Genomic DNA, 24110 nt, shown 5'->3' on the forward strand with positions numbered 1-24110 from the left:
CCTGCCGCAGGGGGACACGACGCCCGCCCGGCCCCGCACACCCGTGATCCGAACTCCAGTTGCCGTTGATGACCTGCGGCATCAGCGAAGAAAGCAGACGAAATGTCTCACCTGCTCGACTCCGTCGACTCCGCGTCGCTGCGCAGCGACGTCCCGGCCTTCCGTCCCGGCGACACCGTCAACGTCCACGTGCGCGTCATCGAGGGCAACCGCTCCCGTGTGCAGCAGTTCAAGGGCGTGGTGATCCGCCGCCAGGGTGCCGGCGTGCGCGAGACCTTCACGGTCCGCAAGGTCTCCTTCTCCGTCGGCGTCGAGCGCACCTTCCCGGTGCACACCCCGATCGTGGAGAAGATCGAGCTCGTCACCAAGGGTGACGTCCGTCGCGCCAAGCTGTACTACCTGCGCGACCTGCGCGGCAAGGCGGCGAAGATCAAGGAGAAGCGCGAGAGCTGAGCGTTTTACCGGCGTCGTCTCGCGGCCGGATAACATCTGGCCCCGATGGACACCGAAGCACAGCCGACGGAGCGCGATCGCTCCTCCCGCCCGGCCGCACCCGAGGAGACCTCGGGAGCACCGGGCCCGGAGGGGCGGTCGCGTTCCGCGTTGGGGCCGCGCGTGAGGGAGTGGCTCCCCGGCGGGCGGATCACGCTGACCCTGCTGCTCTGCCTGCTGTTCCTGCTGGCGCTCAACACGTTCGTGGCGCGGCCGTTCCAGATCCCCAGCGGTTCCATGGAGCCGGCTTTGAGGGTCGGCGACCGTGTTCTCGTAAACAAGGTGGTGTACCGCTTCGGCCCCGGACCGCTCCGCGGCGACGTGGTGGTGTTCGACGGCACCGGGTATTTCGGTGAGGCCGACTACATCAAGCGGGTCGTCGGGGTGGGCGGGGACCGGGTGGTCTGCTGTGACGAGGAGGGGAGGATCCGGGTGAACGGCCGGGCGATCGACGAGTCGGGCTTCCTGTTCCCCGGTGACGCTCCCTCCACCGTGCCCTTCGACGTCGTGGTGCCCGACGGGCGCCTGTTCGTCCTGGGTGACCACCGCGGTGACTCCAGCGACTCCCGCGACCACCTCGGGTCGCCCGGCGGCGGCATGATCCCGGTCCGCGAGGTGATCGGCCGCGCCGACTGGATCGTCCTGCCCTTCGACCGGGCCACCCGGCTGCACCGTCCCGACGCCTACGCGCGCGTGCCCGCCCCGGGGACGGACGCGGCGCACCCGGCGGAGGGCGCCCATGGGTAACCGAGGTCGGCCCCGCGGCGTCCCGGCCGAGGCCACGGAGAGCCCGCTGCCCACCGGCTACCGCCGTGCGTCCAGCCCGGCCGCCGGCCGCACGCGCGCCGAGCGGCGCAAGCTCCAGCGCAAGGTCAAGCGGCGGCGCAGGCGCAGCGCCGTCAAGGAGATCCCCCTCCTCGTCGGTGTGGCCGTCCTGATAGCGCTGGTGCTGAAGACGTTCCTCGTCCAGGCCTTCGTGATCCCGTCCGGCTCCATGGAGCAGACGATCCAGATCGGCGACCGGGTGCTCGTCGACAAGCTCACCCCGTGGTTCGGCTCCAGGCCGCAGCGCGGGGACGTCGTCGTGTTCAAGGACCCCGGCGGCTGGCTGCAGGACGAGCAGACCGCCCCGAAGAAGGACGACCCCGTCGGGATCAAGCAGGTCAAGGAAGGGCTCACCTTCATCGGCCTGCTGCCGTCCGACAACGAGAAGGACCTGATCAAGCGGGTCGTCGGGGTCGGTGGCGACCGGGTCCTGTGCTGCGACGCGCAGGGCCGGGTCACCGTCAACGGCGTTCCCCTGAACGAGGACTACCTGTACCCCGGCAACGCCCCGTCCGCGACGCCGTTCGACGTCACGGTCCCCGAGGGGCGGCTGTGGGTGATGGGCGACCACCGGGACAACTCCGCCGACTCCCGTGCCCACCAGGACACCGATTACGGCGGCACCGTCTCCGAGGACCAGGTGGTGGGCCGGGCCATGGTCATCGCCTGGCCGCTCGGCAACTGGAGCACGCTGGAGGAGCCGAAGACCTACGCCTCCGTGTCGGACTCGGCGTCCGGGTCGACCGATGCCGCCCGGCTGTCGCATAGGGTTGCCCCGGACGACCCGAACGGAACGGCCCGGCTCCCGACCCCTGCGGAACTCCCGCTCGTTATGGGAGTGGTGGGCCTGCGTCGCGCACGGCGCGGGCGGCGGCAGAGAGTGAGGAGTTGGCGTGGGGGATGCGGCGGTTGGCGCACGGTCCGGACACGAGGGCGAGGAACGGCACGGGCGTTCCCCGGGAGCGGCCTACCAGGCCGCGGACGACTCCGTGACCCCCGGGAACCACACCCCGGCGGGCGGTGGCGACGGGCCCGGGGACCGGCGGCCCCCCACGGCGGAAGGGGGGCCGGGCGACGGCGCCCCCCAGGCGAAGAAGCCCCGCTCCTTCTGGAAGGAACTGCCGATCCTGATCGGCATCGCGCTGGTGCTGGCGCTGCTGATCAAGACGTTCCTGGTGCAGGCGTTCTCGATCCCGTCCGACTCGATGCAGAACACCCTCCAGCAGGGTGACCGCGTCCTGGTCGACAAGCTCACCCCCTGGTTCGGCTCCGAGCCCGAGCGCGGCGAGGTCGTCGTCTTCCACGACCCCGACAACTGGCTGGCGGGCGAGCCGACGCCCACCCCGAACGCCCTGCAGCAGTTTCTCAGCTGGATCGGTCTGATGCCGTCCGCGGAGGAGAAGGACCTGATCAAGCGGGTCGTCGGGGTCGGCGGCGACACGGTCGAGTGCAAGGGCACCGGCCCGCTGAGGGTCAACGGCAAGGAGCTGAACGAGCCGTACGTCTACCCCGGCAACACGCCCTGCAGCCAGGACGACCAGGGCGGCCAGTTCAAGGTCCAGGTCCCCGAGGGGTACATCTGGGTGATGGGCGACCACCGGCAGAACTCCCGGGACTCGCGGTACAACCAGGCCGACAAGAACCACGGCATGGTCCCCGTGAAGGAGGTCGTCGGCCGCGCCGTCGTCATCGCCTGGCCCGTCAACCGCTGGAACAACCTGCCGGTCCCGGACACCTTCGACCAGTCCGGTCTGGACGCCCGGGCGCCGGCCGGCGCGGTCCTGTCGGTCGCGCCCCAGGGGCTCGCGCTCGCCGGCGCGGCGCCGCTGGTGCTGCTGCGCCGCAGGTGGCGCGGCGACGGCGACGGCCGCTGAGCGGTCCCCGGGAGAGCGTCCCGGGGAGGGCTGCCCCCCGTCCGGTACTGCCGGGTAGGGTGCGGCCATGAGTGGTCGGAGCACGACGCGTACGGCCCCCCGCGGGGGCCAGGCGGGCAGCCGGACCGGACAGCGGCTGTCCGGACTGGCCGTGGCCCTGGGCATGGTGCTGTTCCTCGGCGGTTTCGCCTGGGGGGCGGTGGTGTACCGGCCGTACACCGTGCCCACCACGTCGATGGCACCGACGATCGGCGCCGGCGAGCGCGTGCTGGCCCAGCGCATCGACAGCGGTGACGTCCGCCGCGGTGACGTCGTCGTCTTCAAGGACGAGACCTGGGCGAACGTCCCGATCCTCAAGCGGGTGGTCGCCGTCGGCGGCGACACCGTCTCCTGCTGCCGGGACGGCAGGCTCGAGGTCAACGGCGAGGAGATCGACGAACCGTACCTCTCCGAGGCCACGGCGACCGGGTTCAACGGCTTCCCGGAGGTGACCGTGCCGAAGGGGCGGCTGTTCCTGCTCGGCGACGAGCGCTCCGGTTCGGTCGACTCCACCGCCCGTCTCGCCGACGCCGCGCACGGCACCGTGGCCCGGGGGGCCGTCGAGGCCCGGGTCGACGCCGTGGTCTGGCCGATGGACGGCATGCTGACGGCCGCCACCGGCTTCGAGGAGCTCGGCCCCCTCTCCTCGCCCGGCCCGCTGCGGACGATCACCGCCATGGTGGTCGCCGGTGCCGTCCTCGTCCTCGGTGGGGCCGCGTACGGTCCCCTGGCCCAGTGGGCGGGCGCGTCCCGGGCCCGGACGAAGGCGGGGCCCGCCGGTGCCCGCTGAGCCGATCCCGGTGGCCGGGGACCTCGCCGAGGGCGGACTGCGCAGGGTCGCCCGGGTCGTCCTGCTCGACCCGCAGGACCGCATCCTGCTGCTGCACGGCCACGAACCGGACGATCCGGCCGACGACTGGTGGTTCACGCCCGGTGGCGGCGTGGAGGGCGACGAGACGCGTGAGCAGGCCGCCCGGCGGGAACTCGCCGAGGAGACCGGCATCACCGAGATCGAGCTCGGGCCCGTGCTGTGGAAGCGGCGGTGCTCCTTTCCCTTCGCCGGACGCCGCTGGCACCAGGACGAGTGGTACTACCTCGCCCGCACCGACCGGACGGCCACCGCGGCCACGGCGCTGACCGAACTGGAGCGGCGCAGCGTCGTCGGAGCACGCTGGTGGACGTGCCCGGAACTGACCCGGGCCCGTGAGACGGTGTATCCGACCAGACTCGCCGAGCTGCTGCGCACGCTGCTCGACGAGGGTCCCCCGGCCGGCCCCGTGACCCTGGACACCGAAATCGTCTAGGGGTTCCCGGGACTGGCGCACAATGGGGGGATCGCACGGCTGAAGGGGAACATGCCATGAGCGCCGAGGACCTCGAGAAGTACGAGACCGAGATGGAGCTGAAGCTCTACCGGGAGTACCGCGATGTCGTCGGTCTGTTCAAATACGTGATCGAGACCGAGCGGCGTTTCTATCTGACCAACGACTACGAGATGCAGGTGCACTCGGTCCAGGGTGAGGTGTTCTTCGAGGTGTCCATGGCGGACGCCTGGGTCTGGGACATGTACCGGCCGGCTCGGTTCGTGAAGCAGGTGCGGGTCCTTACGTTCAAGGACGTGAACATCGAGGAGCTCAACAAGAGCGATCTGGAGCTCCCGGGCGGGTGACGGAGTTGTCCACAGCCGCCGGGTTTCCCACCGGGACCCACTCCGCGGGGCGGGATGCGTGACGGTTGGCGCCGGAGGTGGTGCCGACATGAACGCACAACGGGCACGCGGCGCGCTCGGACGGTACGGCGAGGCGCTGGCCGCACGGCGGCTGGTCCAGGCCGGGATGACGGTCCTGGAGCGCAACTGGCGCTGCGGCAGGACCGGCGAGATCGACATCGTGGCCAGGGACGGGGACGTCCTGGTCGTCTGCGAGGTGAAGACCCGCAGGGCGGGGTCCTTCCAGCACCCCATGGAGGCGGTCACGCCGGCCAAGGCGAGCCGGCTGCGCGGCCTGGCGGAACGCTGGCTCCAGGAACACGGGGGAGCGCCGCCCGGCGGCGTCCGCATCGACCTGGTCGGCGTCCTGCTGCCGGCCCGCGGTGCGCCCGTCGTCGACCACGTCCGGGGGGTGGTCTGAGATGGGGTTCGCCCGCACGTGCTCGGTCGCGCTGGTCGGCGTCGAGGGCGTGGTCGTGGAGGTCCAGGCCGACCTGGAACCGGGGGTGGCGGCGTTCACGCTGGTGGGGCTGCCGGACAAGAGCCTGACGGAGAGCCGGGACCGGGTCCGCGCGGCCGTGGTGAACTCCGGTGGGCAGTGGCCGCAGAAGAAGCTCACCGTGGGACTCAGTCCGGCCTCGGTGCCGAAGGCCGGCAGCGGATTCGACCTGGCGGTCGCCTGCGCGGTGCTCGGCGCCGCCGAGCGGATCGACCCACGGGTGCTCGCCGACATCGTCATGATCGGCGAGCTGGGGCTGGACGGCAGGGTACGGCCGGTGCGCGGCATCCTGCCGGCGGTGCTGGCCGCGGCCGACGCGGGTTACGAGCAGGTGGTGGTGCCGGAGTGCGCCGCCGCCGAGGCCTCCCTGGTGCCGGGCGTGTCCGTGCTCGGCGTGCGCAGCCTGCGCCAGCTGGTCGCGGTGCTCACCGACGAGCCCGTGCCGGACGAGGTCCCCGACGAGCAGGGGCGCCCCGATCCGCTCCTGGCCGGGCTGCGCGTCCCCGGCGCCGGGGTGGCCGCCGGCATGCACGGCACCGGCGCGGCGCAGCACGACCACGGCCACGACCTCGCGGACGTCGTGGGCCAGCTCTCGGCACGGACGGCGGTGGAGGTGGCCGCGGCGGGCGGGCACCACCTGTTCCTCGAAGGGCCGCCCGGGGCCGGCAAGACGATGCTGGCGGAGCGGCTGCCCTCGGTCCTGCCACCGCTGGACCGGCAGGAGTCGCTGGAGGTCACCGCGGTGCACTCGGTGGCGGGCCTGCTGCCCCCGGGCAAACCGCTGATCGACGTCGCCCCCTACTGCGCCCCGCACCACTCGGCCACGATGCAGGCGCTGGTGGGAGGCGGCCCCGGGGTGGCGCGGCCCGGAGCGGTGTCCCTCGCGCACCGAGGGATCCTCTTCCTGGACGAAACACCCGAATTCAGCAGCCACGCCCTCGACGCGCTGCGCCAGCCGCTGGAGGCCGGGCACGTGGTCGTCGCGCGCAGCGCGGGCGTGGTGCGCTTCCCGGCGAAGTTCCTGATGGTGCTGGCCGCCAACCCCTGCCCCTGCGGGCGCTTCTCGCGGACGAACGACCTGTGCGAGTGCCCGCCCTCGGCGATCCGCCGCTACCAGGCCAGGCTCTCCGGGCCCCTGCTCGACCGGGTCGACCTGCGGGTCGAGGCCGACCGCGTCACCCGCGCCGAGCTGACGGCGAGCGGTGTCCGCGGCGAGTCCACCGCCGCGGTCGCCGCCCGGGTGCGGGCGGCCCGGGAGCGCGCCGCCGCGCGGTTCGCCGGCACTCCGTGGCGCACCAACAGCGACGTCCCCGGCCGGGAGCTGCGCAGCCGCTGGCACGCCGCGCCCGGCGCGATGGAGGACGCCGAACGCAGTCTGGAGCGGGGGGTGCTCACCGCCCGGGGGCTCGACCGGGTGCTGCGGGTCGCCTGGACCGTCGCCGACCTGGCCGGCCACGACCGGCCCGACGCCGGGGACGTCGCCCTCGCGCTGCAACTGCGCACCGGTGTCCCCCGCGGTGTGCCCATGGCCATCGGAGCGCCGGCATGAGCGCCGCCGACGAGGGCGAGGACGGGCTCCTCGCCCGGATCCTCCTCACCCGGGTCGTCGAGCCCGGGGACGAGACCGGCGGGCGCTGGGTGCGGGAACTCGGAGCGGGGGCCGTGGTGCGGCGGCTGCGGGAACGGGGCGGGCCCCTGCCCGGGGTGAGCGGCAAGCGGTGGGCCGGGATGCTCGCCCGGGCCGAGCGGGCCGACCCGCACAGGGACCTCGCCGTCGCGCGGGAGGCCGGCGCGCGGTTCGTCACCCCCGGGACCACCGAGTGGCCCCGGCAGCTCGACGACCTGGGGGACGCCCGGCCCCTCGGGCTGTGGGTGCGCGGCGGCGCCGATCTGCGGATGTGGGCGCTGCGCTCGGTCGCCCTCGTCGGCGCCCGCGCCTGCACCGAGTACGGCGCCCACATGGCCGCCGTCCTCTCCGCCGGCCTCGCCGAACGCGGCTGGGTCGTGGTCTCCGGCGGAGCCTACGGCGTCGACGGTGCCGCCCACCGCGGCGCGCTCGGCTCGGGCGGCGCCACCGTCGCCGTCCTCGCCTGCGGAGTCGACCGGCCCTACCCGCGCGGGCACACCGGGCTGATCACCAGGATCGCGGAACAGGGACTGGTGATCGGCGAATTGCCGCCCGGCGATCACCCCACACCGAGCAGATTCGTCCTCCGGAACCGGGTGATCGCCGCACTCACCCGGGGCACCGTGGTCGTCGAGGCCGCCCACCGCAGCGGCTCCCTGGTGACCGCCAGGGCGGCCCGGCGGCTGGGGCGCCACACGATGGGGGTACCGGGACCGGCCACCAGCGGGCTCTCCGCCGGGGTGCACGAGCTCCTGAGGCAGGAAGCGGTGCTGGTCACCGATGCCGCGGACGTCGTCGAGCTGGTCGGCGACATGGGCGAGCTCGCGCCGGAACGCCGGGGGCCGGTGCTGCCCCGGGACCTGCTGGAACCGGCCGGCCGCCAGGTCCTCGCCGCGCTGCCGGCGCACGGGGCCGCCCGGGCGGAGGACATCGCGTGCGGCGCGCAGACCACCCGGGACGACGCGATCGCGAGACTGTACGAACTGCGAGCACTTGGTTACGTCGAACGACACGGCGACGGCTGGAAGTTGACACGCCAGGCGCTGATCTCGGCCCGCGGCGGTTCGGACGCGCACTGACGGAGCGTGTTCGGCCGTCCGGGGGAACCCCCGACGCCCCTTGAAAAATACGTCAGTTGGGACACCCGGGTGATCACGCTGAGCGACCGCAATGCCCCGGTGGGGCGGCGCCCGGAACGAATCTGCGCACGGCTCCGCCCCGCCTCTTCGCACACCGCGACGCCCCAGTCACGCTACGCTCACGAGGATTCCGGCACGCACAGGCAACTCGACACGGGACAGACGACTCACCCAGGCAGTACCAGTCCACGGCAGAACGGCACAAGGCGACGAATGCCCCAGCACACCTCCGGGTCCGACCGGGCGGCGATCCCCCCAGCCGCCCGCGACGGTGGCAGCGTGCGGCCGCCCGCTCCCTCGACACTCGACGAGTTGTGGCGGTCGTACAAGGCGACAGGAGACGAGCGGCTGCGGGAACAGCTGATCCTGCACTACTCGCCGCTGGTGAAGTATGTCGCCGGCCGGGTCAGCGTGGGGCTGCCGTCCAATGTCGAGCAGGCGGACTTCGTCTCCTCCGGGATCTTCGGGCTGATCGACGCGATCGAGAAGTTCGACGTCGACCGGGAGATCAAGTTCGAGACGTACGCGATCACCCGCATCCGGGGCGCGATGATCGACGAGCTGCGGGCGCTCGACTGGATCCCGCGCTCGGTCCGGCAGAAGGCGCGGAACGTCGAGCGGGCCTACGCCACCCTGGAGGCGCGGCTCAGACGCACGCCGTCGGAGAGCGAGGTCGCCGGCGAGCTGGGCATCGCCGTGGAGGAGCTGCACGCGGTTTTCAGCCAGTTGTCGCTCGCGAACGTCGTCGCCCTGGAGGAGCTGCTGCACGTCGGAGGCGAGGGCGGCGACCGGCTGAGCCTCATGGACACGCTGGAGGACACCGCCGCCGACAACCCGGTGGAGGTCGCCGAGGACCGGGAGCTGCGGCGGTTCCTGGTGCGGGCGATCAACACGCTGCCGGAGCGGGAGAAGACCGTGGTCACCCTGTACTACTACGAGGGGCTCACCCTCGCCGAGATCGGCAACGTGCTGGGGGTGACCGAGAGCCGGGTCAGCCAGATCCACACCAAATCCGTGCTCCAGCTGCGGGCGAAACTGGCGAGTTTCGGACGCTGAGCCCGTTCGGCCCGGGTTCCGCCGGGGCCCCGTGTGACCTGCGCCTGCGAACGGGAGACTCCCGCCGCGGGTGAGGCGTCCGTAAAGTGGACGACGTGCCAAGGATTCGAGCGGCCTCCGTGGCCGAGCACCGGTCGATGCAACGAGCCGCCCTGCTGGACGCGGCACGCTCCCTGCTGTCCGAGGGCGGGACGGAGGCGTTGACCTTCCCGGCCCTCGCCGAGCGGACGGGCCTCGCGCGCTCGTCCGTGTACGAATACTTCCGCTCGCGAGCGGCCGTCGTCGAGGAGCTGTGCGAGGTCGACTTCCCGGTCTGGGCGGCGGAGGTCGAGGCGGCGATGGCCCTCGCCGACGGAGCCGAGGCGAAGATCGGGGCGTACGTCCGCAAGCAGCTGGAACTGGTCGGGGACCGGCGGCACCGGGCCGTGGTGGCGATCTCCGCCAGCGAACTCGACGCGGGTGCCCGGGAGAAGATCCGCGCGGCGCACGGCGGACTCATCGCGATGATCGTCGAAGCCCTGGGCGACCTGGGCCACGACCAGCCCCGGCTCGCGGCGATGCTGCTCCAGGGCGTGGTCGACGCCGCGGTGCGCCGCATCGAACTGGGCGCGGCGGAACACCCGGACGCGATCACCGAGGCGGCGGTCTCCATGGTGCTGAGGGGAGTGCGGGGCTGACGGACGGAGCGCGCGGCCCGGCCCGGCACGCCTTCGCGGTGCCTTTCGGCGGTGTCCTTCCGGCGGCGGAGGATCCGGCCGTGGCCACTCCTCCGGCGGCCGCTTTCGAGACGCCGGGTCACCGAGGCGACGGCCGCTCCCCGGCGCCGGCCCGGCGCGGAGGGGCCGGCCCCCGTCACCGGGGCACCGGGACCCCGAGCACCGGCAGCAGTCTCGGCGGGCCCCTGTGCAGCAGCCACGGGGGCAGCAGGGTGAGCGGGTCCAGGTAGGCGTCGCCCCTCAGGAGGCCCCAGTGCACGCACGGGGCCGAGCAGTGCGAGCCCGTGGGCTCCACCGCGCCGACCACCTCGCCGGCCGCCACCTCGTCGCCCTCGTCCACCGACGCCCGGACGGGTTCGTAGGTCGTGCGCAACGGGGGATCACCCGTACCGGCCAGTTCCACCGAGACGACGCCCCTCCCGGCGACCCGGCCCGCGAACGAGATCCGGCCCGCCGCCACCGCCCGTACCGGCGCCCCCGGCGCCGCCGCCAGGTCCACGCCCCGGTGCCCCCGCCCGTACACCGTGACCGGCGGCTCCCAGCCGCGCAGCACCCGCGGCCGCGCTCCCACGGGCCACGCCCGTCCCACGGCCGGAGTCCCGCAGTCCCCGCCCGCCGGCACCGCGTTCCCCGTGCCGGTGTCCGTGCCCGGCGCCGGCCACCACGGCGCCGGTGCCGACAGCACCGTCAGCACCGACAGGATCAGGGCCACCCACGGGGCCGCTCGCGCACACGCTCTCGGACATCGCCTCACTCGCATGCGGGAAGCGTTCCGGAAGAACCGTGATCATGGCCGGGACCTGTGGATCGGCCGCCGGTTGTGGACAACGGCGTCACCCGGCACCCCGCCGGTCCCGTACACTTCTGGTGGCGACCCGGGCCACCGGGTCGACTTCGCACGCCCCGACACCGAGACCGGTCACGGCCGGATCCCGATGTCAGCGCCCCTCGGTCCTTCGTGGCAACGGCGCGTCGCGGGCGTCAGGCGCGGAGGCCGGCCGGTCTCCGCGGCACAACCGAGAAATTCAAGGAGATACGGCCATGGCCGTCGTCACGATGCGGGAGCTGCTGGAGAGCGGCGTCCACTTCGGTCACCAGACCCGTCGCTGGAACCCGAAGATGAAGCGCTTCATCTTCACCGAGCGCAACGGCATCTACATCATCGACCTGCTCCAGTCGCTGTCGTACATCGACCGCGCCTACGAGTTCGTCAAGGAGACCGTCGCCCACGGCGGCACGGTCATGTTCGTCGGCACGAAGAAGCAGGCGCAGGAGGCCATCGCCGAGCAGGCCACCCGCGTCGGCATGCCCTACGTCAACCAGCGCTGGCTGGGCGGCATGCTCACCAACTTCTCGACCGTCTACAAGCGCCTGCAGCGCCTGAAGGAGCTCGAGCAGATCGACTTCGAGGACGTCGCGTCCTCCGGTCTGACCAAGAAGGAGCTCCTGGTCCTCTCCCGCGAGAAGGCCAAGCTGGAGAAGACCCTCGGCGGTATCCGCGAGATGCAGAAGGTGCCCAGCGCCGTCTGGATCGTGGACACCAAGAAGGAGCACATCGCGGTCGGCGAGGCCCGGAAGCTCAACATCCCGGTCGTCGCCATCCTCGACACCAACTGCGACCCCGACGAGGTCGACTACAAGATCCCGGGCAACGACGACGCCATCCGCTCCGTCACCCTGCTCACCCGGGTGATCGCCGACGCCGTCGCCGAGGGCCTCATCGCCCGCTCCGGTGTCGCCACCGAGGGCAAGGGCGAGAAGGCCGCGGGCGAGCCGCTGGCCGAGTGGGAGCGCGACCTGCTCGAGGGCGAGAAGAAGGCGGACTCCGAGGGCGCCGCTCCGGCCGCCGCCGAGGGCGAGAAGCCGGCCGAGGCTCCCGCCGCGGAGGCCCCGGCCGAGCAGGCCCCGGCCGAGCAGGCTCCGGCCGAGCAGGCCTGACCGACCCGTCAGGGCCGATGACGGCGGGAGCGGTGTCCTCGTCCCCCTCGCCCCGAGGGCGGGGGAGGCACCCCCATCGCTCCCGCCGTCCGCCCGCAGGTCGGCGGCGCGTCGGAGACCTGCCCCCGGGCGGGCCCCGATCCGCAGATCTTCGAAACTCCAGACTTCGAGAAAGACTCACAGACTCATGGCGAACTACACCGCCGCCGACGTCAAGAAGCTCCGGGAGCTCACCGGCGCCGGCATGATGGACTGCAAGAAGGCGCTGGACGAGGCCGAGGGCAACGTCGACAAGGCCGTCGAGGCGCTTCGCATCAAGGGCCAGAAGGGCGTCGCCAAGCGCGAGGGCCGCTCCGCCGAGAACGGCGCGGTGGTCTCGGTCATCGCCGACGACAACTCCTCCGGCGTCCTGGTCGAGCTGAAGTGCGAGACGGACTTCGTCGCCAAGGGCGAGAAGTTCCAGTCCGTGGCCACCACCATCGCCGAGCACGTCGCCAAGACCTCCCCGGCCGACCTCGAGGCCCTGCTCGCCTCCGAGATCGAGGCCGGCAAGACCGTCCAGGCGTTCGTGGACGAGGCCAACGCCAACCTGGGCGAGAAGATCGTCCTGGACCGCTTCGCGCAGTTCACCGACGGTTACGTGGCGGCGTACATGCACCGCACGATGCCCGACCTGCCCCCGCAGATCGGTGTCCTCGTCGAGCTCGACAAGCCGAACGCCGAGGTCGCCAAGGGCGTCGCCCAGCACATCGCCGCCTTCGCGCCGAAGTACCTCTCCAAGGAGGACGTGCCGGCCGAGGTCATCGAGTCCGAGCGCCGCATCGCCGAGGAGACCACCCGCGCCGAGGGCAAGCCCGAGGCCGCCCTGGCGAAGATCGTCGAGGGTCGCCTCAACGGCTTCTTCAAGGACGCCACGCTGCTCGGCCAGCCCTACGCGCTGGACAACAAGAAGTCCGTCCAGAAGGTCCTGGAAGAGGCCGGTGTCACCCTGAAGCGCTTCGCGCGCATCAAGGTCGGCATCTGAGTCCGTACCGCGACGGGCGCGCGACCCGGATAGGGTCGGCAGCGGTCGCACCGGTACGCCGTCACGTACGCGCGGGTGTCGGGCGACAGCAGATCTGACGAGGAGGCCATTGCCGTATGGGATGCGAACCACGCCCCACCGGCAATGGCCTTCTTCGTATGTGCAACACGTGAAAGAGGCGGGATCCCCGATGACCACCAAGGCTGAGAAGAGCGACGACGGCAAAGTGTGCGGCCGGTTTCTGCTGAAGCTGTCCGGAGAGGCCTTCTCCGGGGGCGGGGGCCTGGGCGTCGATCCCGACGTGGTGCACGCCATCGCGCGCGAGATCGCGGCCGTCGTGCGGGACGGCGCGCAGATCGCGATCGTCATCGGCGGCGGCAACTTCTTCCGCGGCGCGGAACTCCAGATGCGCGGCATGGACCGGGCCCGCTCGGACTACATGGGCATGCTCGGCACCGTGATGAACTGCCTCGCCCTCCAGGACTTCCTGGAGAAGGAGGGCGTCGACTGCCGGGTGCAGACCGCCATCACCATGGGGCAGGTCGCCGAGCCCTACATCCCGCTGCGCGCCGTGCGGCACCTGGAGAAGGGCCGTGTGGTCATCTTCGGCGCCGGTATGGGCATGCCGTACTTCTCCACCGACACCACCGCGGCCCAGCGCGCCCTCGAGATCGACGCCGAGGCCCTGCTGATGGGCAAGAACGGCGTGGACGGGGTGTACGACTCCGACCCGAAGGCCAACCCCGACGCGGTGAAGTTCGACCATCTCGGCTACGGCGAGGTCATCACCCGGGACCTGAAGGTCGCCGACGCCACGGCGATCACGCTGTGCCGTGACAACAAGCTCCCCATCGTCGTCTTCGAGCTCCTGACGGAGGGCAACATCGCGCGCGCCGTCAAGGGTGAGAAGATCGGCACGCTCGTGGGTGACCAAGTCAGCCAGGGCTGATGACCCGGGCCGGGGGATGGACAATGTCCCGCCGGTCGGGAACCGTGCAGGAAGAAGACGCGACGCAGCAGCCGGCCGCCACCCCGACGGGGAACCGCAGCCGGGCCTACTCAAGACACGCAGGAGCAAGTGGTGATCGAAGAGACCCTCCTCGAGGCCGAGGAGAAAATGGAGAAGGCCGTCGTGGTTGCCAAGGAGGACTTCGCCGCGATTCGCACCGGTCGTGCGCACCCGGCGATGTTCAACAAGATCGTGGCCGACTACTACGGCGCGCTGACGCCGATCAACCAGCTGGCCTCGTTCTCCGTGCCCGAGCCGCGCATGGCCGTGGTGACGCCGTTCGACAAGAGCGCGCTGCGCAACATCGAGCAGGCGATCCGCGACTCCGACCTGGGCGTCAATCCGAGCAACGACGGCAACATCATCAGGGTGGTGTTCCCCGAGCTGACCGAGGAGCGCCGCCGCGAGTTCATCAAGGTGGCCAAGGCCAAGGGTGAGGACGCCAAGGTCTCCATCCGCGCCGTGCGCCGCAAGGCCAAGGACGCCATCGACAAGCTGATCAAGGACGGCGAGGTCGGCGAGGACGAGGGTCGTCGTGCGGAGAAGGAGCTCGACGACACCACCGCGAAGTACGTCGCCCAGGTGGACGAGCTCCTGAAGCACAAGGAAGCGGAGCTTCTCGAGGTCTGATGAACGACTCTTCCTGGGGGACGCCGCAGACCGGGTACTGGGGGCCGTCCGACCACGGGCCCGGCGGGGGAGCTGCCCCGGCGGGTCCCGCGTACGATGCGCACTACGCACAGCAGACTCGCCCCATGCCCATCGTGCCCGACGTACCCGAACACGGCGGAGACCAGGATGCGGACCCGGGGGCCGCTCGGTCGAGCGGTCCTCCGTTCCGAGACGAGCCGACGCGGGCCCGCCCCCACCCGGGGGAGGTGCCGCAGAATCCGGAGCCCATGCCCGACGTCCCGCAGCCGGCGCGTGCCCCGCAGAAGAAGAGCGCGGGGCGCGACCTGGGCGCCGCGATAGGCGTCGGCGTCGGACTCGGCGCGGTGATCGTCGCGTCGCTGTTCGTCGTCAAGGCCGTCTTCGTCGGCGTGGTCACCGTCGCGGTCGTGGTGGGCCTGTGGGAACTGACCACGCGGCTGAAGGAGTGCAAGGGCATCAGGGCACCCCTGGTGCCGCTCGCGCTCGGCGGCGCGGCCATGGTCGTCTCCGGGTACGCCCGGGGAGCCGAGGGCGCGTGGGTCGCCATGGCGCTCACCGCGCTGGCGGTACTGGTGTGGCGTATGACGGCGCCCCCCGAGAACTACCTCAGGGACGTCACGGCGGGTCTGTTCGCGGCGTTCTACGTGCCGTTCCTGGCGACCTTCGTCGCGATGATGCTGACGGCGGACGACGGGCCCTGGCGCGTGCTGACGTTCCTGCTGCTGACGGTCGTGAGCGACACGGGCGCGTACGCGGTCGGCTGGCGTTTCGGCACGCACAAGCTCGCCCCGCGCATCAGCCCCGGCAAGACTCGCGAGGGGCTGCTGGGCGCGGTCGCCTTCTCGATGGCGGCGGGCGCGCTGTGCATGCAGTTCCTGATCGACGACGGCAGGTGGTGGCAGGGTCTGCTGCTCGGCCTCGCGGTCGCGGTCAGCGCCACGCTCGGCGACCTGGGCGAGTCCATGATCAAGCGGGACCTGGGCATCAAGGACATGGGCACGCTGCTGCCCGGCCACGGCGGCATCATGGACCGGCTGGACTCCCTGTTGCCGACGGCACCGGTGGTGTGGCTGCTCCTCGTCCTCTTCGTCGGGTCCGGCTGACCCGTTCCCCGGCCGTACCCGTGGTGAGAGGGGCCCGTCCCGGTGGGACGGGCCCTTCCGCGTGCCTGCTCCGGCTCGTGCGCCGGGCCTATTCGGCCGGGTGTGTCCGCGGTACCGGGGCCGGAGCGTCGAAGGGAGTGGGCCCCTCGTCGGCACGGGGGGACTCCGGTGGAGCGGGCCGGGCGCGACGGTCGTCCGCCGACACGCCGTCGGCCGGGGCGCGGACGGGGGAACGGCGCAGCGCCACCATGGCGATGTCGTCCACGATCCGGGCGCCCGCGTACCGCCGCAGGTCGGCGTGGAGGGCGGCCAGCAGCGCCTCGGGTTCCGTGTCCGTCCAGCGCCGTACCCGCTCGGCGAGCGGATAGAAGGCTCCCGACGTGTCGCGGGCCTCGGTCACCCCGTCGGTGTACAGCAGCAGCGTGGCCCCGGGCGGGATGTCGGCCGTGTCCACGACGAGTCCGTCGGCGTTCAGGTCCGCCAGACCCACCGGTGGGGCCGGAACGGTCGGTTCGAGGGCCGTGACCGTGCCCCCGTGCAGCAGCAGCGGGGCCGGGTGGCCCAGGTTCACCAGACGGATGCGGCCGTCGTCGGACAGGTCGGCCGCCACCCCGGTGACGAACGACTCGGTCGCGAGTTGACCGGCCGGACGGACCCCCGGGTCCGTCGCGGCGGTCTGCTCCTGGACCTCCTCGCGGAACGCCGCCTCGATCTCGCCGACCATCTCGTCCAGCGGGAGACCGTGCCGCGTCGACCGCCGGAAGCTGTTCAGCACACAGCTGACCATCTCCAGCGAGGCCAGCCCCTTGCCCTGGACGTCCCCGACCAGCACCCGAGTGTTGCGCCCGCACCGGGCGACACCGTAGAGGTCACCGCCGACGGCGGCCTCCTCGTCCGCCGCCAGGTACAGCGAGGCCACGTCGAAGGGGCCGGACCGGCGCGGCAGCGGGTGGAGCAGCACTCGTTGGGTGACCTCGGCCACCCAGCGGGACGCGGCCAGCCGGCGCTCCCCGCGCACCCGGATCGCGCTGGCCGCCACGGAGGCCGCGCCGATCAGCACCGTGCTGCCGAACTGGACCGGGAAGTTGACGGTGTCCAGGTGCTGGTTCACCGCGGAGGCCGCGACCGAGCACGGGAGGGTCACGGCGAGCACCGCCAGGACGCAGCGGGGGACGCAGAAGATCGCGGCGAAGGCCGGGCCCGCGACCATCAGGGGGCTCAGGCGCACCTTCGGTCCGGTCACCGCGTCCACCAGCAGCAGGAGCAGCGGCAGGAGACAGAAGGCCAGCACCCGGACCGCGGGGCGACGCCAGATATCGGAAGCGGCCAGTCTGTCGACGACAGTCCGCACTCCGACCACCTCCAGCGCCGGCACTCCTGCACGGCTCAGCGCGTTCCTCACGCTCGGGGAGCGGACCACGGGCTCCGCTCCACCGGTGCGTTTCGTCCCTTGTTCCAGCAATTATGAATTATGTCGGCAGGTGCCTTCCTGCGGTGTGCGGGACGGGGAGCACGGCCGGACCGGGGACGGGGAGCGGCGGCGGACCGATCCGGCGCGGAGATGATCACTCTGCACGTCTGCGACACTGGTAGGGCCATGCCTAAGCCCGGAGAACTCACTTTCGTCGCGCCGCGCGGAGCCAAGAAGCCGCCGCGGCACCTCGCCGACCTCACGCCCGCCGAGCGCAAGGAGGCGGTCGCAGCGGCCGGTGAGAAGCCGTTCCGCGCCAAGCAGCTCTCGCAGCACTACTTCGCGCGGTACGCGCACGACCCGGAGCAGTGGACCGACATCCCGGCCGGCTCCCGGGCCCGGCTGCGGGAGGCGCTGCTTCCCGAGCTGATGACGGTCGTCCGGCACCTGTCGACCGACCAGGGCACCACCCGCAAGACGCTGTGGAAGCTGTTCGACGGCACGCTCGTCGAGTCCGTGCTGATGCGCTACCCGGACCGGGTGACGATGTGCATCAGCTCCCAGGCGGGCTGCGGCATGAACTGCCCGTTCTGCGCCACCGGGCAAGCCGGACTCGACCGGAACCTGTCCACCGCGGAGATCGTGCACCAGATCGTGGACGGCATGCGCGCCCTGAGGGACGGCGAGGTGCCGGGAGGGCCGACGCGGCTGAGCAACATCGTGTTCATGGGCATGGGTGAGCCGCTCGCCAACTACAACCGGGTCGTGGGGGCCATCCGCCGCCTCACCGATCCCGAGCCGGACGGGCTCGGGCTGTCGCAGCGCGGGATCACGGTGTCCACGGTCGGCCTCGTCCCGGCCATCCACCGGTTCTCCGACGAGGGCTTCAAGTGCCGCCTCGCCATCTCGCTGCACGCCCCCGACGACGAGCTGCGCGACACCCTCGTCCCCGTGAACACGCGGTGGAAGGTGCGCGAGGTGCTCGACGCCGGGTTCGCCTACGCGGCCAGGTCCGGGCGGCGGCTGTCCATCGAGTACGCGCTCATCCGGGACATCAACGACCAGGCCTGGCGCGGCGACCGGCTCGGCCGGCTGCTCAAGGGCCGGCCCGTGCACGTCAACCTCATCCCGCTCAACCCGACGCCCGGTTCCCGGTGGACCGCCTCCCGGCCCGAGGACGAGAAGGCGTTCGTGGAGGCGATCGCCGCCCACGGCGTGCCGGTGACGATCCGGGACACCCGCGGCCAGGAGATCGACGGGGCCTGTGGTCAGCTTGCCGCGAGCGAGCGGTAGCCTGGCCGGCGTCAGCACAACTTCATAGTCGAGAATCAGACAAGCACATCTTCATATTCCGACAGGGGAGCGCCACAGCGCTGAGAGTGCGGCACCGGCCGCAGACCCTCCGAACCTGGCCCAGGTCATTCTGGGTAGGGAGATCGGTCACCACTCGAGCTGTTGCACCCTGCCCGGGACACCTGTGAGGGGTCCCGGGCAGGGCCGCGTCTCTTCCTGGTCACCCAGGAGGGATCCAGTGAGCATCACCAAGAAGGTCACGATCCTGGCCGTCGGGCTGGGCCTGGTCACCGTGACCGCCTGCGGTTCGTCCGGCGGCGACGACCGGAGCGGCGGCGGGTCGAAGACCGTGACCCTCGTCAGCCACAACTCGTGGGCCGCGTCCGAGGAGGTCGTCGCCGCCTTCGAGAAGGAGTCCGGCTACAAGCTCAAGGTCCTTAAGGACGGCGACGCCGGGCAGGCCGTGAACAAGGCGATCCTGACCAAGGACAACCCCCAGGGCGACGTCTTCTTCGGCGTCGACAACACCCTGCTGTCCCGCGCCCTCGACAACGGGCTGTTCCAGTCGTACGAGGTGAAGGACGCCGACTCCATCCTCCCCGAGTACCGCGTCGACGGGGGCGAGCACCGGGTCACGCCCATCGACACCGGCGACGTCTGCGTCAACTACGACAAGGAGTGGTTCGCCGAGCGGAAGCTGACCCCGCCGCGGACCTTCGACGACCTGACCGAGCCCGAGTACAAGAACCTCCTCGTCGTCGAGAACGCCTCCACCTCCTCGCCCGGCCTCGGCTTCCTGCTCGGCACCGTCGCCGAGTACGGGGACGACGGCTGGACGGACTACTGGAAGAAGCTCAAGGCCAACGGCGTGAAGGTGGCCGACGGCTGGGAGCAGGCCTACAACGAGGAGTTCAGCGGCTCCGCCGGCGGCAAGAAGGCCAAGGCCGACCGGCCGCTGGTGGTGTCCTACGCCTCCTCGCCGCCCGCCGAGGTGATCTACGCCGACCCGAGGCCGGACACCGCGCCCACCGGTGTGGCCGAGGACACCTGCTTCCGCCAGGTCGAGTACGCGGGGCTGCTGAGCAACGCGAAGAACCCCGAGGGCGGCAAGGCGCTGCTCGACTTCCTGGTCGGCCAGCGGTTCCAGGAGGACATGCCGCTCAACATGTTCGTCTACCCGGTGCGCGAGGACGCCCGGGTGCCCGCGGAGTTCACGGAGTTCGGACCGCAGGCGAAGGACCCCCGGACCATGGCCCCGGCGAAGATCGCCGACCACCGTGACCAGTGGGTCAAGTCGTGGACCTCGCTCGTACTGAAGTGAGCGGCGCCGCGCCGGTGAGCCGCACCGCGGCCGGGTGGCGGGGGAACGCGGCGCGGCTCGGTCTCATGGCCGTGCCCGTCGCGTTCTTCGCCGTCTTCTTCGCCTACCCCGTCGCCGCGATCGTCGCGCGCGGCCTCAAGGCCGAGGGGACCTGGCAGCTCGGGCGGGTCGGGGAGGTCCTGGCGCAGTCCGACGTCCGGCAGGTCCTGTGGTTCACCACCTGGCAGGCGCTGGTCTCCACCGCCCTCACCCTGCTGATCGCCCTGCCCGGCGCCTACGTCTTCGCCCGCTTCGACTTCCCCGGCAAGCAGGTGCTGCGGGCCGTGGTCACCGTCCCGTTCGTGCTGCCGACGGTGGTCGTCGGGACGGCGTTCATGGCGCTGGTGGGACGCGGCGGGCTCCTCGACGAGCTGTGGGGCCTGCGGCTGGACACCACCGTGTGGGCGATCCTGCTCGCGCACGTCTTCTTCAACTACGCCGTGGTCGTCCGGACCGTGGGGGGACTGTGGGCACAGCTCGACCCCCGGCAGGAGGAGGCCGCGCGGGTGCTCGGCGCCTCGCGGTTCGCGGCCTGGCGGACCGTCACCCTGCCCGCGCTCGCGCCGGCCGTGGCCGCCGCCGCGCTGATGGTCTTCCTGTTCACCTTCACCTCCTTCGGCGTGGTGCAGATCCTCGGCGGGCCCACCTTCTCCACCCTCGAGGTGGAGATCTACCGCCAGACCTCCGAGATCTTCGACCTGTCCACCGCCGCCGTCCTGACGATGATCCAGTTCGTCGCCGTGGGCGCGATCCTCGCCCTGCACGCCTGGACGGTGCGGCGGCGGGAGACCGCGCTGCGGCTGGTGGACGCCTCGGTGACCGCGCGCCGGCCGCGCGGCGCCGGGCAGTGGGCGCTGCTCGGCGGGGTCGTGGCCACCGTCGGCGTGCTGCTCCTGCTGCCGCTCGCCGTCCTGGTGGAACGGTCCTTCGCGGGCGCCGGACTCGGCTACTACCGGGCGCTGACCCGCGAGGACGGGGGAGTGTTCCTCGTGCCGCCGATCGAGGCGGTCGGCAACTCGCTGCAGTACGCGGTGGCCGCCACCGCCATCGCCGTGGTGATCGGCGGCCTCGCCTCCGTCGCGCTCACCCGGCGGGACGCGGGGCGGCTGGTGCGCGGGTTCGACGCGCTGCTGATGCTGCCGCTCGGGGTGTCCGCGGTGACCGTCGGCTTCGGGTTCCTGATCGCCCTCGACGAGCCGCCGCTGGATCTGCGGGCCTCCTGGATCCTGGTGCCGCTCGCACAGGCACTGGTCGGCGTCCCGTTCGTGGTCCGGACGATGCTGCCCGTGCTGCGGGCCGTGGACGTCCGGCTGCGGGAGGCGGCGGCCGTGCTCGGGGCGTCGCCGTGGCGGGCGTGGCGGGAGGTGGACCTGCCGATGGTGCGGCGGGCGCTGCTGATCGCCGCCGGGTTCGCCTTCGCGGTGTCGCTGGGCGAGTTCGGGGCGACGGTGTTCATCGCGCGGCCCGAGAACCCGACGCTGCCGGTGGCCGTGGCCCGGCTGCTGGGACGGCCCGGCGACCTCAACTACGGCCAGGCGATGGCCCTGTCGACGATTCTGATGATCGTGTGCGCGGTGGCGCTGCTGGTGCTGGAGCGGCTGCGGACCGACCGGACCGGGGAGTTTTAGATGCTGTTGAGCCTTCGGGCCGCGACCGTCCGCTTCGGCGGACGGCCCGTACTGGACGCCGTCGACCTGGAGGTCGCCGAGCACGAGATCGTGTGCGTGCTCGGACCCAGCGGCAGCGGCAAGTCGACGCTGCTGCGGGCGGTGGCCGGGCTGCAGCCCCTCGACTCCGGGCGGGTCGTGCTCGACGGCCGCGACCGGACGGACGTGCCCGCGCACCGGCGCGGGGTCGGGCTGATGTTCCAGGACCACCAGCTGTTCCCGCAGCGGGACGTCGGCGGCAACGTAGCCTTCGGGCTGCGGACGCGCGGGGCGTCGCGCAGCGAACAGGCCGAGCGGGTGGCGGAGCTGCTGGAGCTCGTCGGGCTGCCCGGAGCGGCCGGGCGGGCCGTCGCCGCGTTGTCCGGTGGGGAGCAGCAGCGCGTGGCGCTGGCCCGCGCCCTCGCGCCCAGCCCCCGGTTGCTGATGCTCGACGAGCCGCTCGGGCAGCTGGACCGCTCGCTCAGGGAACGGCTTGTCGTCGAACTGCGTGAGTTGTTCGGCCGGCTGGGCACCACCGTGCTCGCCGTGACCCACGACCAGGGGGAGGCGTTCGCGCTGGCCGACCGGGTGGTGGTGATGCGGGACGGGCGGATCGCCCAGTCCGGTACGCCCCTTCAGGTGTGGCAGCGGCCGGCCGACGCCTTCGTGGCCCGCTTCCTCGGTTTCGAGAACGTGGTCGAGGCGACGGTGGGCGACGCGGTCGCCGTGACTCCCTGGGGCAAGGTCCCCGTGCCCCGGGACGCCCCGCAGGGGACGCGGACGCTCCTCGTCCGGCCCGCCGGTGTCCGCCTGGTCCCGGCCGACACGGGCCTGCGCTGCACCGTGGCCGCGCGGACCTTCCGGGGCACCCATGTCGCCGTCCGCCTCCAGCCCGAGGGCGCGCCCGGGCTGGAGGCGGCCTGCGCACTCAGGTCGGCGCCGGAGGTCGGGGACGAGGTCGGGGTGGAGTTCGACGCCGACGAGATCGCCGTGCTCGGATGAGTGCTCCCGCCCGGGCGAGCGGCACGGAGCCCCTCGCGCATGACCACCACCGCGACGGCACCGCCCCTCGGGCGGGCCGGTCGGGGGCCGGGGTGACCCCGGGCGCCGCTCCGGACGGCACCGCGCCCGCCCCCTCGGACCGGTCGCTCGGGTGAACCGCCGGGAGGCGGCCCGTTCCCGCAGCACGATGGCCCGCCCCCCTCGGGGACGGGCCATCGCATCGCGTCCGTGAGGCGTCAGTCCTCGCTCTTCGCCCCTCGGCGGCGCATGCCGAGGAAGACCGCGCCGCCGCCGACCGCGACCAGCGCGGCCGCGATGCCGACGATCAGACCGGTGTGGGAATTGGCACCGGTTTCGGCGAGGTTCGACTCACCGGCCGGGGAGGGCACGTTGTTCGTCGTGTCCGCCGGAGCGGTGCTGCCGCTCCCCGAGGCCGACGGGGTCGGCGAGCCGGCCTCCTCGGCCGGGGACGGGGCGGCGTCCGACGGGGTCGGCACGGGCTTCGAGGCCGGGGGCTTCTCCTCGCCCTTCTCGCACGCCGTGGCCGGGGTGACCAGGTTCGGCTTGATGTCCTCGTCCACGTGGGGCACGGCCTTGACGTGGATGCGGTACTCGGCGTTCGGCTCCCAGTCCTCCTCGAAGGTGATGGTGGTGCCCTCGGGGGAGCCCTTGACCACCTGTTCGCCGACCTTCTTCACGTCGGCGCCGTTGTTCTCGAGGAACACGCTGACGGTGGCGGGGATGCCGGCCGGGTCCACGTCGGTGACGGTGATGACGCCCTTGTCACCCACGCACTCGGCCCGGGCCGAGAACTCGTCGATGGTGCACGCCGCCGCGCTGCCGGCGGTGCTGAGCGCGAGCGCGGCCGATGCGGAGACGACACCGAGGGCGCGTACGCTGCGCGCGACGGTGCGGCGGGGTACGGACAGAACTGCCACGTTTGTCCTTTGCGGGGGATGCGCAAATGCGGGGGGTTGAGGGAGTGCTGACGGAGCATCACCACTCCCGGGAAGCTCCCAGGTGTATAAGCGCCGCGTAAGGAGTGTCAACGCATGTGCCCGCAGCAGGCTCCGGTTTTGCCTTCTTATTAAGCAACCGGATGTTTCAACGTCGTCAGGGCGGTCCTCACCTCCGTCGGGGAAGCGCTCCTCGCCCCCGACGGGGGGAGGGCGGGACCCGTCCGTGCCCGCCCCCGCCGGGCCCGCCCGTCTCTCATCCCTCCACGGCGGTCGGGTCCATCCACACGACCTCCCAGGTGTGGCCGTCGAGGTCGTCGAAGGCGCGGCCGTACATGAAGCCGTGGTCCTGGGTCTCGCCGGTGACCGAGCCGCCCGCCGCGACGGCCTTCTCCACCAGCTCGTCGACCTTCTCGCGGCTCTCGGCGCTCAGGGCCAGCAGCACTTCGCTGCTCTTCGTGGCGTCCACGATCTCCTTCTTCGTGAAGTCCGCGTACTTCTGACGGGTGAGCAGCATCGCGAAGATCGTGTCACTGATCACGACCGACGCGGCGGTCTCGTCGCTGAACTGCGGGTTGATCGAGTAGCCGAGCTCCGTGAAGAACTTCTTCGACGCCTCGAGGTCGTTGACGGCCAGGTTCACGAAGATCATCTGCTGGTACATGGCGGGGTCTCTCCCATCGGTTCCGTGCTGTTCGGGGGGTGGACCCGGGGGCGGCGCGGAACTCATCGGTGCGCGGAG

Annotated in this window: 24 protein-coding genes, 1 pseudogene and 1 riboswitch; of the genes and pseudogenes, 21 read left to right on the plus strand and 4 right to left on the minus strand. The window is 72.0% G+C overall.

Annotated features, from left to right (window positions below; all coding sequences use genetic code 11):
* Nucleotides 1–102 precede the first annotated feature (102 nt).
* From rplS to CP969_RS27090, 12 genes and pseudogenes are all read left to right on the plus strand, one after another.
* Nucleotides 103–453: a 50S ribosomal protein L19 gene (rplS, locus tag CP969_RS27035; RefSeq protein WP_004982943.1), complete on the plus strand. Its 351-nt coding sequence runs from the start codon at nucleotides 103–105 to the stop codon at nucleotides 451–453.
* Nucleotides 454–498: 45 nt separating this feature from the next.
* On the plus strand, nucleotides 499–1239 hold the full coding sequence (lepB, locus tag CP969_RS27040) for a signal peptidase I (protein WP_050793755.1): 741 nt from the start codon (nucleotides 499–501) through the stop codon (nucleotides 1237–1239).
* Nucleotides 1232–2320: pseudogene (gene lepB, locus CP969_RS27045) on the plus strand (signal peptidase I); the annotation flags it as partial. The gene lepB (CP969_RS27040) and the pseudogene lepB (CP969_RS27045), both read left to right, overlap by 8 nt.
* Complete coding sequence (lepB, locus tag CP969_RS27050; protein WP_016824496.1) at nucleotides 2211–3191, plus strand: signal peptidase I; 981 nt, start codon at nucleotides 2211–2213, stop codon at nucleotides 3189–3191. The pseudogene lepB (CP969_RS27045) and the gene lepB (CP969_RS27050), both read left to right, overlap by 110 nt.
* A 67-nt stretch (nucleotides 3192–3258) precedes the next feature.
* Complete coding sequence (gene lepB, locus CP969_RS27055; RefSeq protein WP_026084849.1) at nucleotides 3259–4020, plus strand: signal peptidase I; 762 nt, start codon at nucleotides 3259–3261, stop codon at nucleotides 4018–4020.
* Entirely contained in the window at nucleotides 4010–4534 is a 525-nt protein-coding gene (locus CP969_RS27060) for an NUDIX hydrolase (protein WP_004982932.1), read from the plus strand. Before lepB (CP969_RS27055) ends, CP969_RS27060 begins: the two co-directional genes overlap by 11 nt.
* A 56-nt stretch (nucleotides 4535–4590) precedes the next feature.
* Nucleotides 4591–4899: a DUF2469 domain-containing protein gene (locus tag CP969_RS27065; protein WP_003965949.1), complete on the plus strand. Its 309-nt coding sequence runs from the start codon at nucleotides 4591–4593 to the stop codon at nucleotides 4897–4899.
* A gap of 58 nt (nucleotides 4900–4957) precedes the next feature.
* On the plus strand, nucleotides 4958–5359 hold the full coding sequence (locus tag CP969_RS27070) for a YraN family protein (protein WP_078495346.1): 402 nt from the start codon (nucleotides 4958–4960) through the stop codon (nucleotides 5357–5359).
* Nucleotide 5360: 1 nt separating this feature from the next.
* Nucleotides 5361–6986 carry a YifB family Mg chelatase-like AAA ATPase gene (locus CP969_RS27075; RefSeq protein ID WP_016824491.1) on the plus strand — a complete coding sequence of 542 codons (1626 nt, stop codon included), beginning with the start codon at nucleotides 5361–5363 and terminating at the stop codon, nucleotides 6984–6986.
* A complete protein-coding gene (dprA, locus tag CP969_RS27080; RefSeq protein WP_004982898.1) occupies nucleotides 6983–8143 on the plus strand; it encodes a DNA-processing protein DprA in 1161 nt (386 codons plus the stop codon). The genes CP969_RS27075 and dprA overlap by 4 nt, the downstream gene beginning before the upstream one ends.
* 273 nt (nucleotides 8144–8416) lie before the next feature.
* On the plus strand, nucleotides 8417–9259 hold the full coding sequence (gene whiG / locus CP969_RS27085) for an RNA polymerase sigma factor WhiG (RefSeq protein WP_004982895.1): 843 nt from the start codon (nucleotides 8417–8419) through the stop codon (nucleotides 9257–9259).
* A 119-nt stretch (nucleotides 9260–9378) separates the two neighbouring features.
* Nucleotides 9379–9936, plus strand: coding sequence for a TetR/AcrR family transcriptional regulator (locus tag CP969_RS27090; RefSeq protein ID WP_016824490.1), 558 nt, complete (start codon nucleotides 9379–9381; stop codon nucleotides 9934–9936).
* A 175-nt stretch (nucleotides 9937–10111) separates the two neighbouring features.
* On the opposite strand, the gene CP969_RS27095 is transcribed toward CP969_RS27090, so the two are convergent.
* On the minus strand, nucleotides 10112–10735 hold the full coding sequence (locus CP969_RS27095) for a murein hydrolase activator EnvC family protein (RefSeq protein ID WP_051044393.1): 624 nt from the start codon (nucleotides 10733–10735) through the stop codon (nucleotides 10112–10114).
* Nucleotides 10736–11016: 281 nt separating this feature from the next.
* Here CP969_RS27095 and rpsB point away from each other — a divergent pair, with 281 nt between their 5' ends.
* The 5 genes from rpsB to CP969_RS27120 all read left to right on the plus strand — a co-directional run bounded on the left by rpsB (nucleotide 11017) and on the right by CP969_RS27120 (nucleotide 15700).
* The gene (rpsB, locus tag CP969_RS27100) at nucleotides 11017–11913 is read left to right on the plus strand and encodes a 30S ribosomal protein S2 (protein ID WP_016824488.1); all 897 of its coding nucleotides are present in this window, start codon (nucleotides 11017–11019) and stop codon (nucleotides 11911–11913) included.
* 187 nt (nucleotides 11914–12100) lie between these two features.
* Nucleotides 12101–12937: a translation elongation factor Ts gene (gene tsf / locus CP969_RS27105; protein ID WP_004982884.1), complete on the plus strand. Its 837-nt coding sequence runs from the start codon at nucleotides 12101–12103 to the stop codon at nucleotides 12935–12937.
* A 190-nt stretch (nucleotides 12938–13127) separates the two neighbouring features.
* Nucleotides 13128–13886 (plus strand): UMP kinase, encoded by a 759-nt coding sequence (pyrH, locus tag CP969_RS27110; RefSeq protein ID WP_004982881.1) that lies wholly within the window; start codon nucleotides 13128–13130, stop codon nucleotides 13884–13886.
* A gap of 132 nt (nucleotides 13887–14018) precedes the next feature.
* Nucleotides 14019–14576, plus strand: a complete 558-nt coding sequence (frr, locus tag CP969_RS27115) for a ribosome recycling factor (protein ID WP_004982880.1) — start codon at nucleotides 14019–14021, stop codon at nucleotides 14574–14576.
* Complete coding sequence (locus CP969_RS27120) at nucleotides 14576–15700, plus strand: phosphatidate cytidylyltransferase (RefSeq protein ID WP_004982879.1); 1125 nt, start codon at nucleotides 14576–14578, stop codon at nucleotides 15698–15700. The genes frr and CP969_RS27120 overlap by 1 nt, the downstream gene beginning before the upstream one ends.
* Before the next feature lie 88 nt (nucleotides 15701–15788).
* Here CP969_RS27120 and CP969_RS27125 read toward each other — a convergent pair whose 3' ends face one another.
* Nucleotides 15789–17051 (minus strand): PP2C family protein-serine/threonine phosphatase, encoded by a 1263-nt coding sequence (locus CP969_RS27125; protein ID WP_223887109.1) that lies wholly within the window; start codon nucleotides 17049–17051, stop codon nucleotides 15789–15791.
* Nucleotides 17052–17297: 246 nt separating this feature from the next.
* On the opposite strand from CP969_RS27125, the gene rlmN reads away from it, so the two are divergent.
* The 4 genes from rlmN (at nucleotide 17298) to CP969_RS27145 (ending at nucleotide 22412) form a co-directional block, all read left to right on the plus strand.
* Nucleotides 17298–18404: a dual-specificity RNA methyltransferase RlmN gene (gene rlmN / locus CP969_RS27130; RefSeq protein ID WP_016824484.1), complete on the plus strand. Its 1107-nt coding sequence runs from the start codon at nucleotides 17298–17300 to the stop codon at nucleotides 18402–18404.
* A gap of 53 nt (nucleotides 18405–18457) precedes the next feature.
* A riboswitch (TPP riboswitch) is annotated at nucleotides 18458–18563 on the plus strand.
* Nucleotides 18564–18642: 79 nt separating this feature from the next.
* Nucleotides 18643–19725 (plus strand): thiamine ABC transporter substrate-binding protein, encoded by a 1083-nt coding sequence (locus tag CP969_RS27135; protein WP_016824483.1) that lies wholly within the window; start codon nucleotides 18643–18645, stop codon nucleotides 19723–19725.
* Nucleotides 19701–21392 (plus strand): ABC transporter permease, encoded by a 1692-nt coding sequence (locus CP969_RS27140; RefSeq protein ID WP_026084847.1) that lies wholly within the window; start codon nucleotides 19701–19703, stop codon nucleotides 21390–21392. The genes CP969_RS27135 and CP969_RS27140 overlap by 25 nt, the downstream gene beginning before the upstream one ends.
* Complete coding sequence (locus CP969_RS27145; protein WP_016824482.1) at nucleotides 21393–22412, plus strand: ABC transporter ATP-binding protein; 1020 nt, start codon at nucleotides 21393–21395, stop codon at nucleotides 22410–22412.
* Nucleotides 22413–22648: 236 nt separating this feature from the next.
* Here the strand turns inward: CP969_RS27145 and CP969_RS27150 are convergent, their stop codons facing one another.
* Together CP969_RS27150 and CP969_RS27155 are read right to left on the minus strand one after the other, a co-directional pair.
* On the minus strand, nucleotides 22649–23350 hold the full coding sequence (locus CP969_RS27150; protein ID WP_016824481.1) for an LAETG motif-containing sortase-dependent surface protein: 702 nt from the start codon (nucleotides 23348–23350) through the stop codon (nucleotides 22649–22651).
* A 274-nt stretch (nucleotides 23351–23624) separates the two neighbouring features.
* Nucleotides 23625–24032, minus strand: a complete 408-nt coding sequence (locus CP969_RS27155) for a VOC family protein (RefSeq protein ID WP_016824480.1) — start codon at nucleotides 24030–24032, stop codon at nucleotides 23625–23627.
* Between the last annotated feature and the right edge of the window lie 78 nt (nucleotides 24033–24110).

It is taken from the genome of Streptomyces viridosporus T7A (assembly GCF_008704515.1).
Lineage (GTDB): Bacteria > Actinomycetota > Actinomycetes > Streptomycetales > Streptomycetaceae > Streptomyces > Streptomyces viridosporus.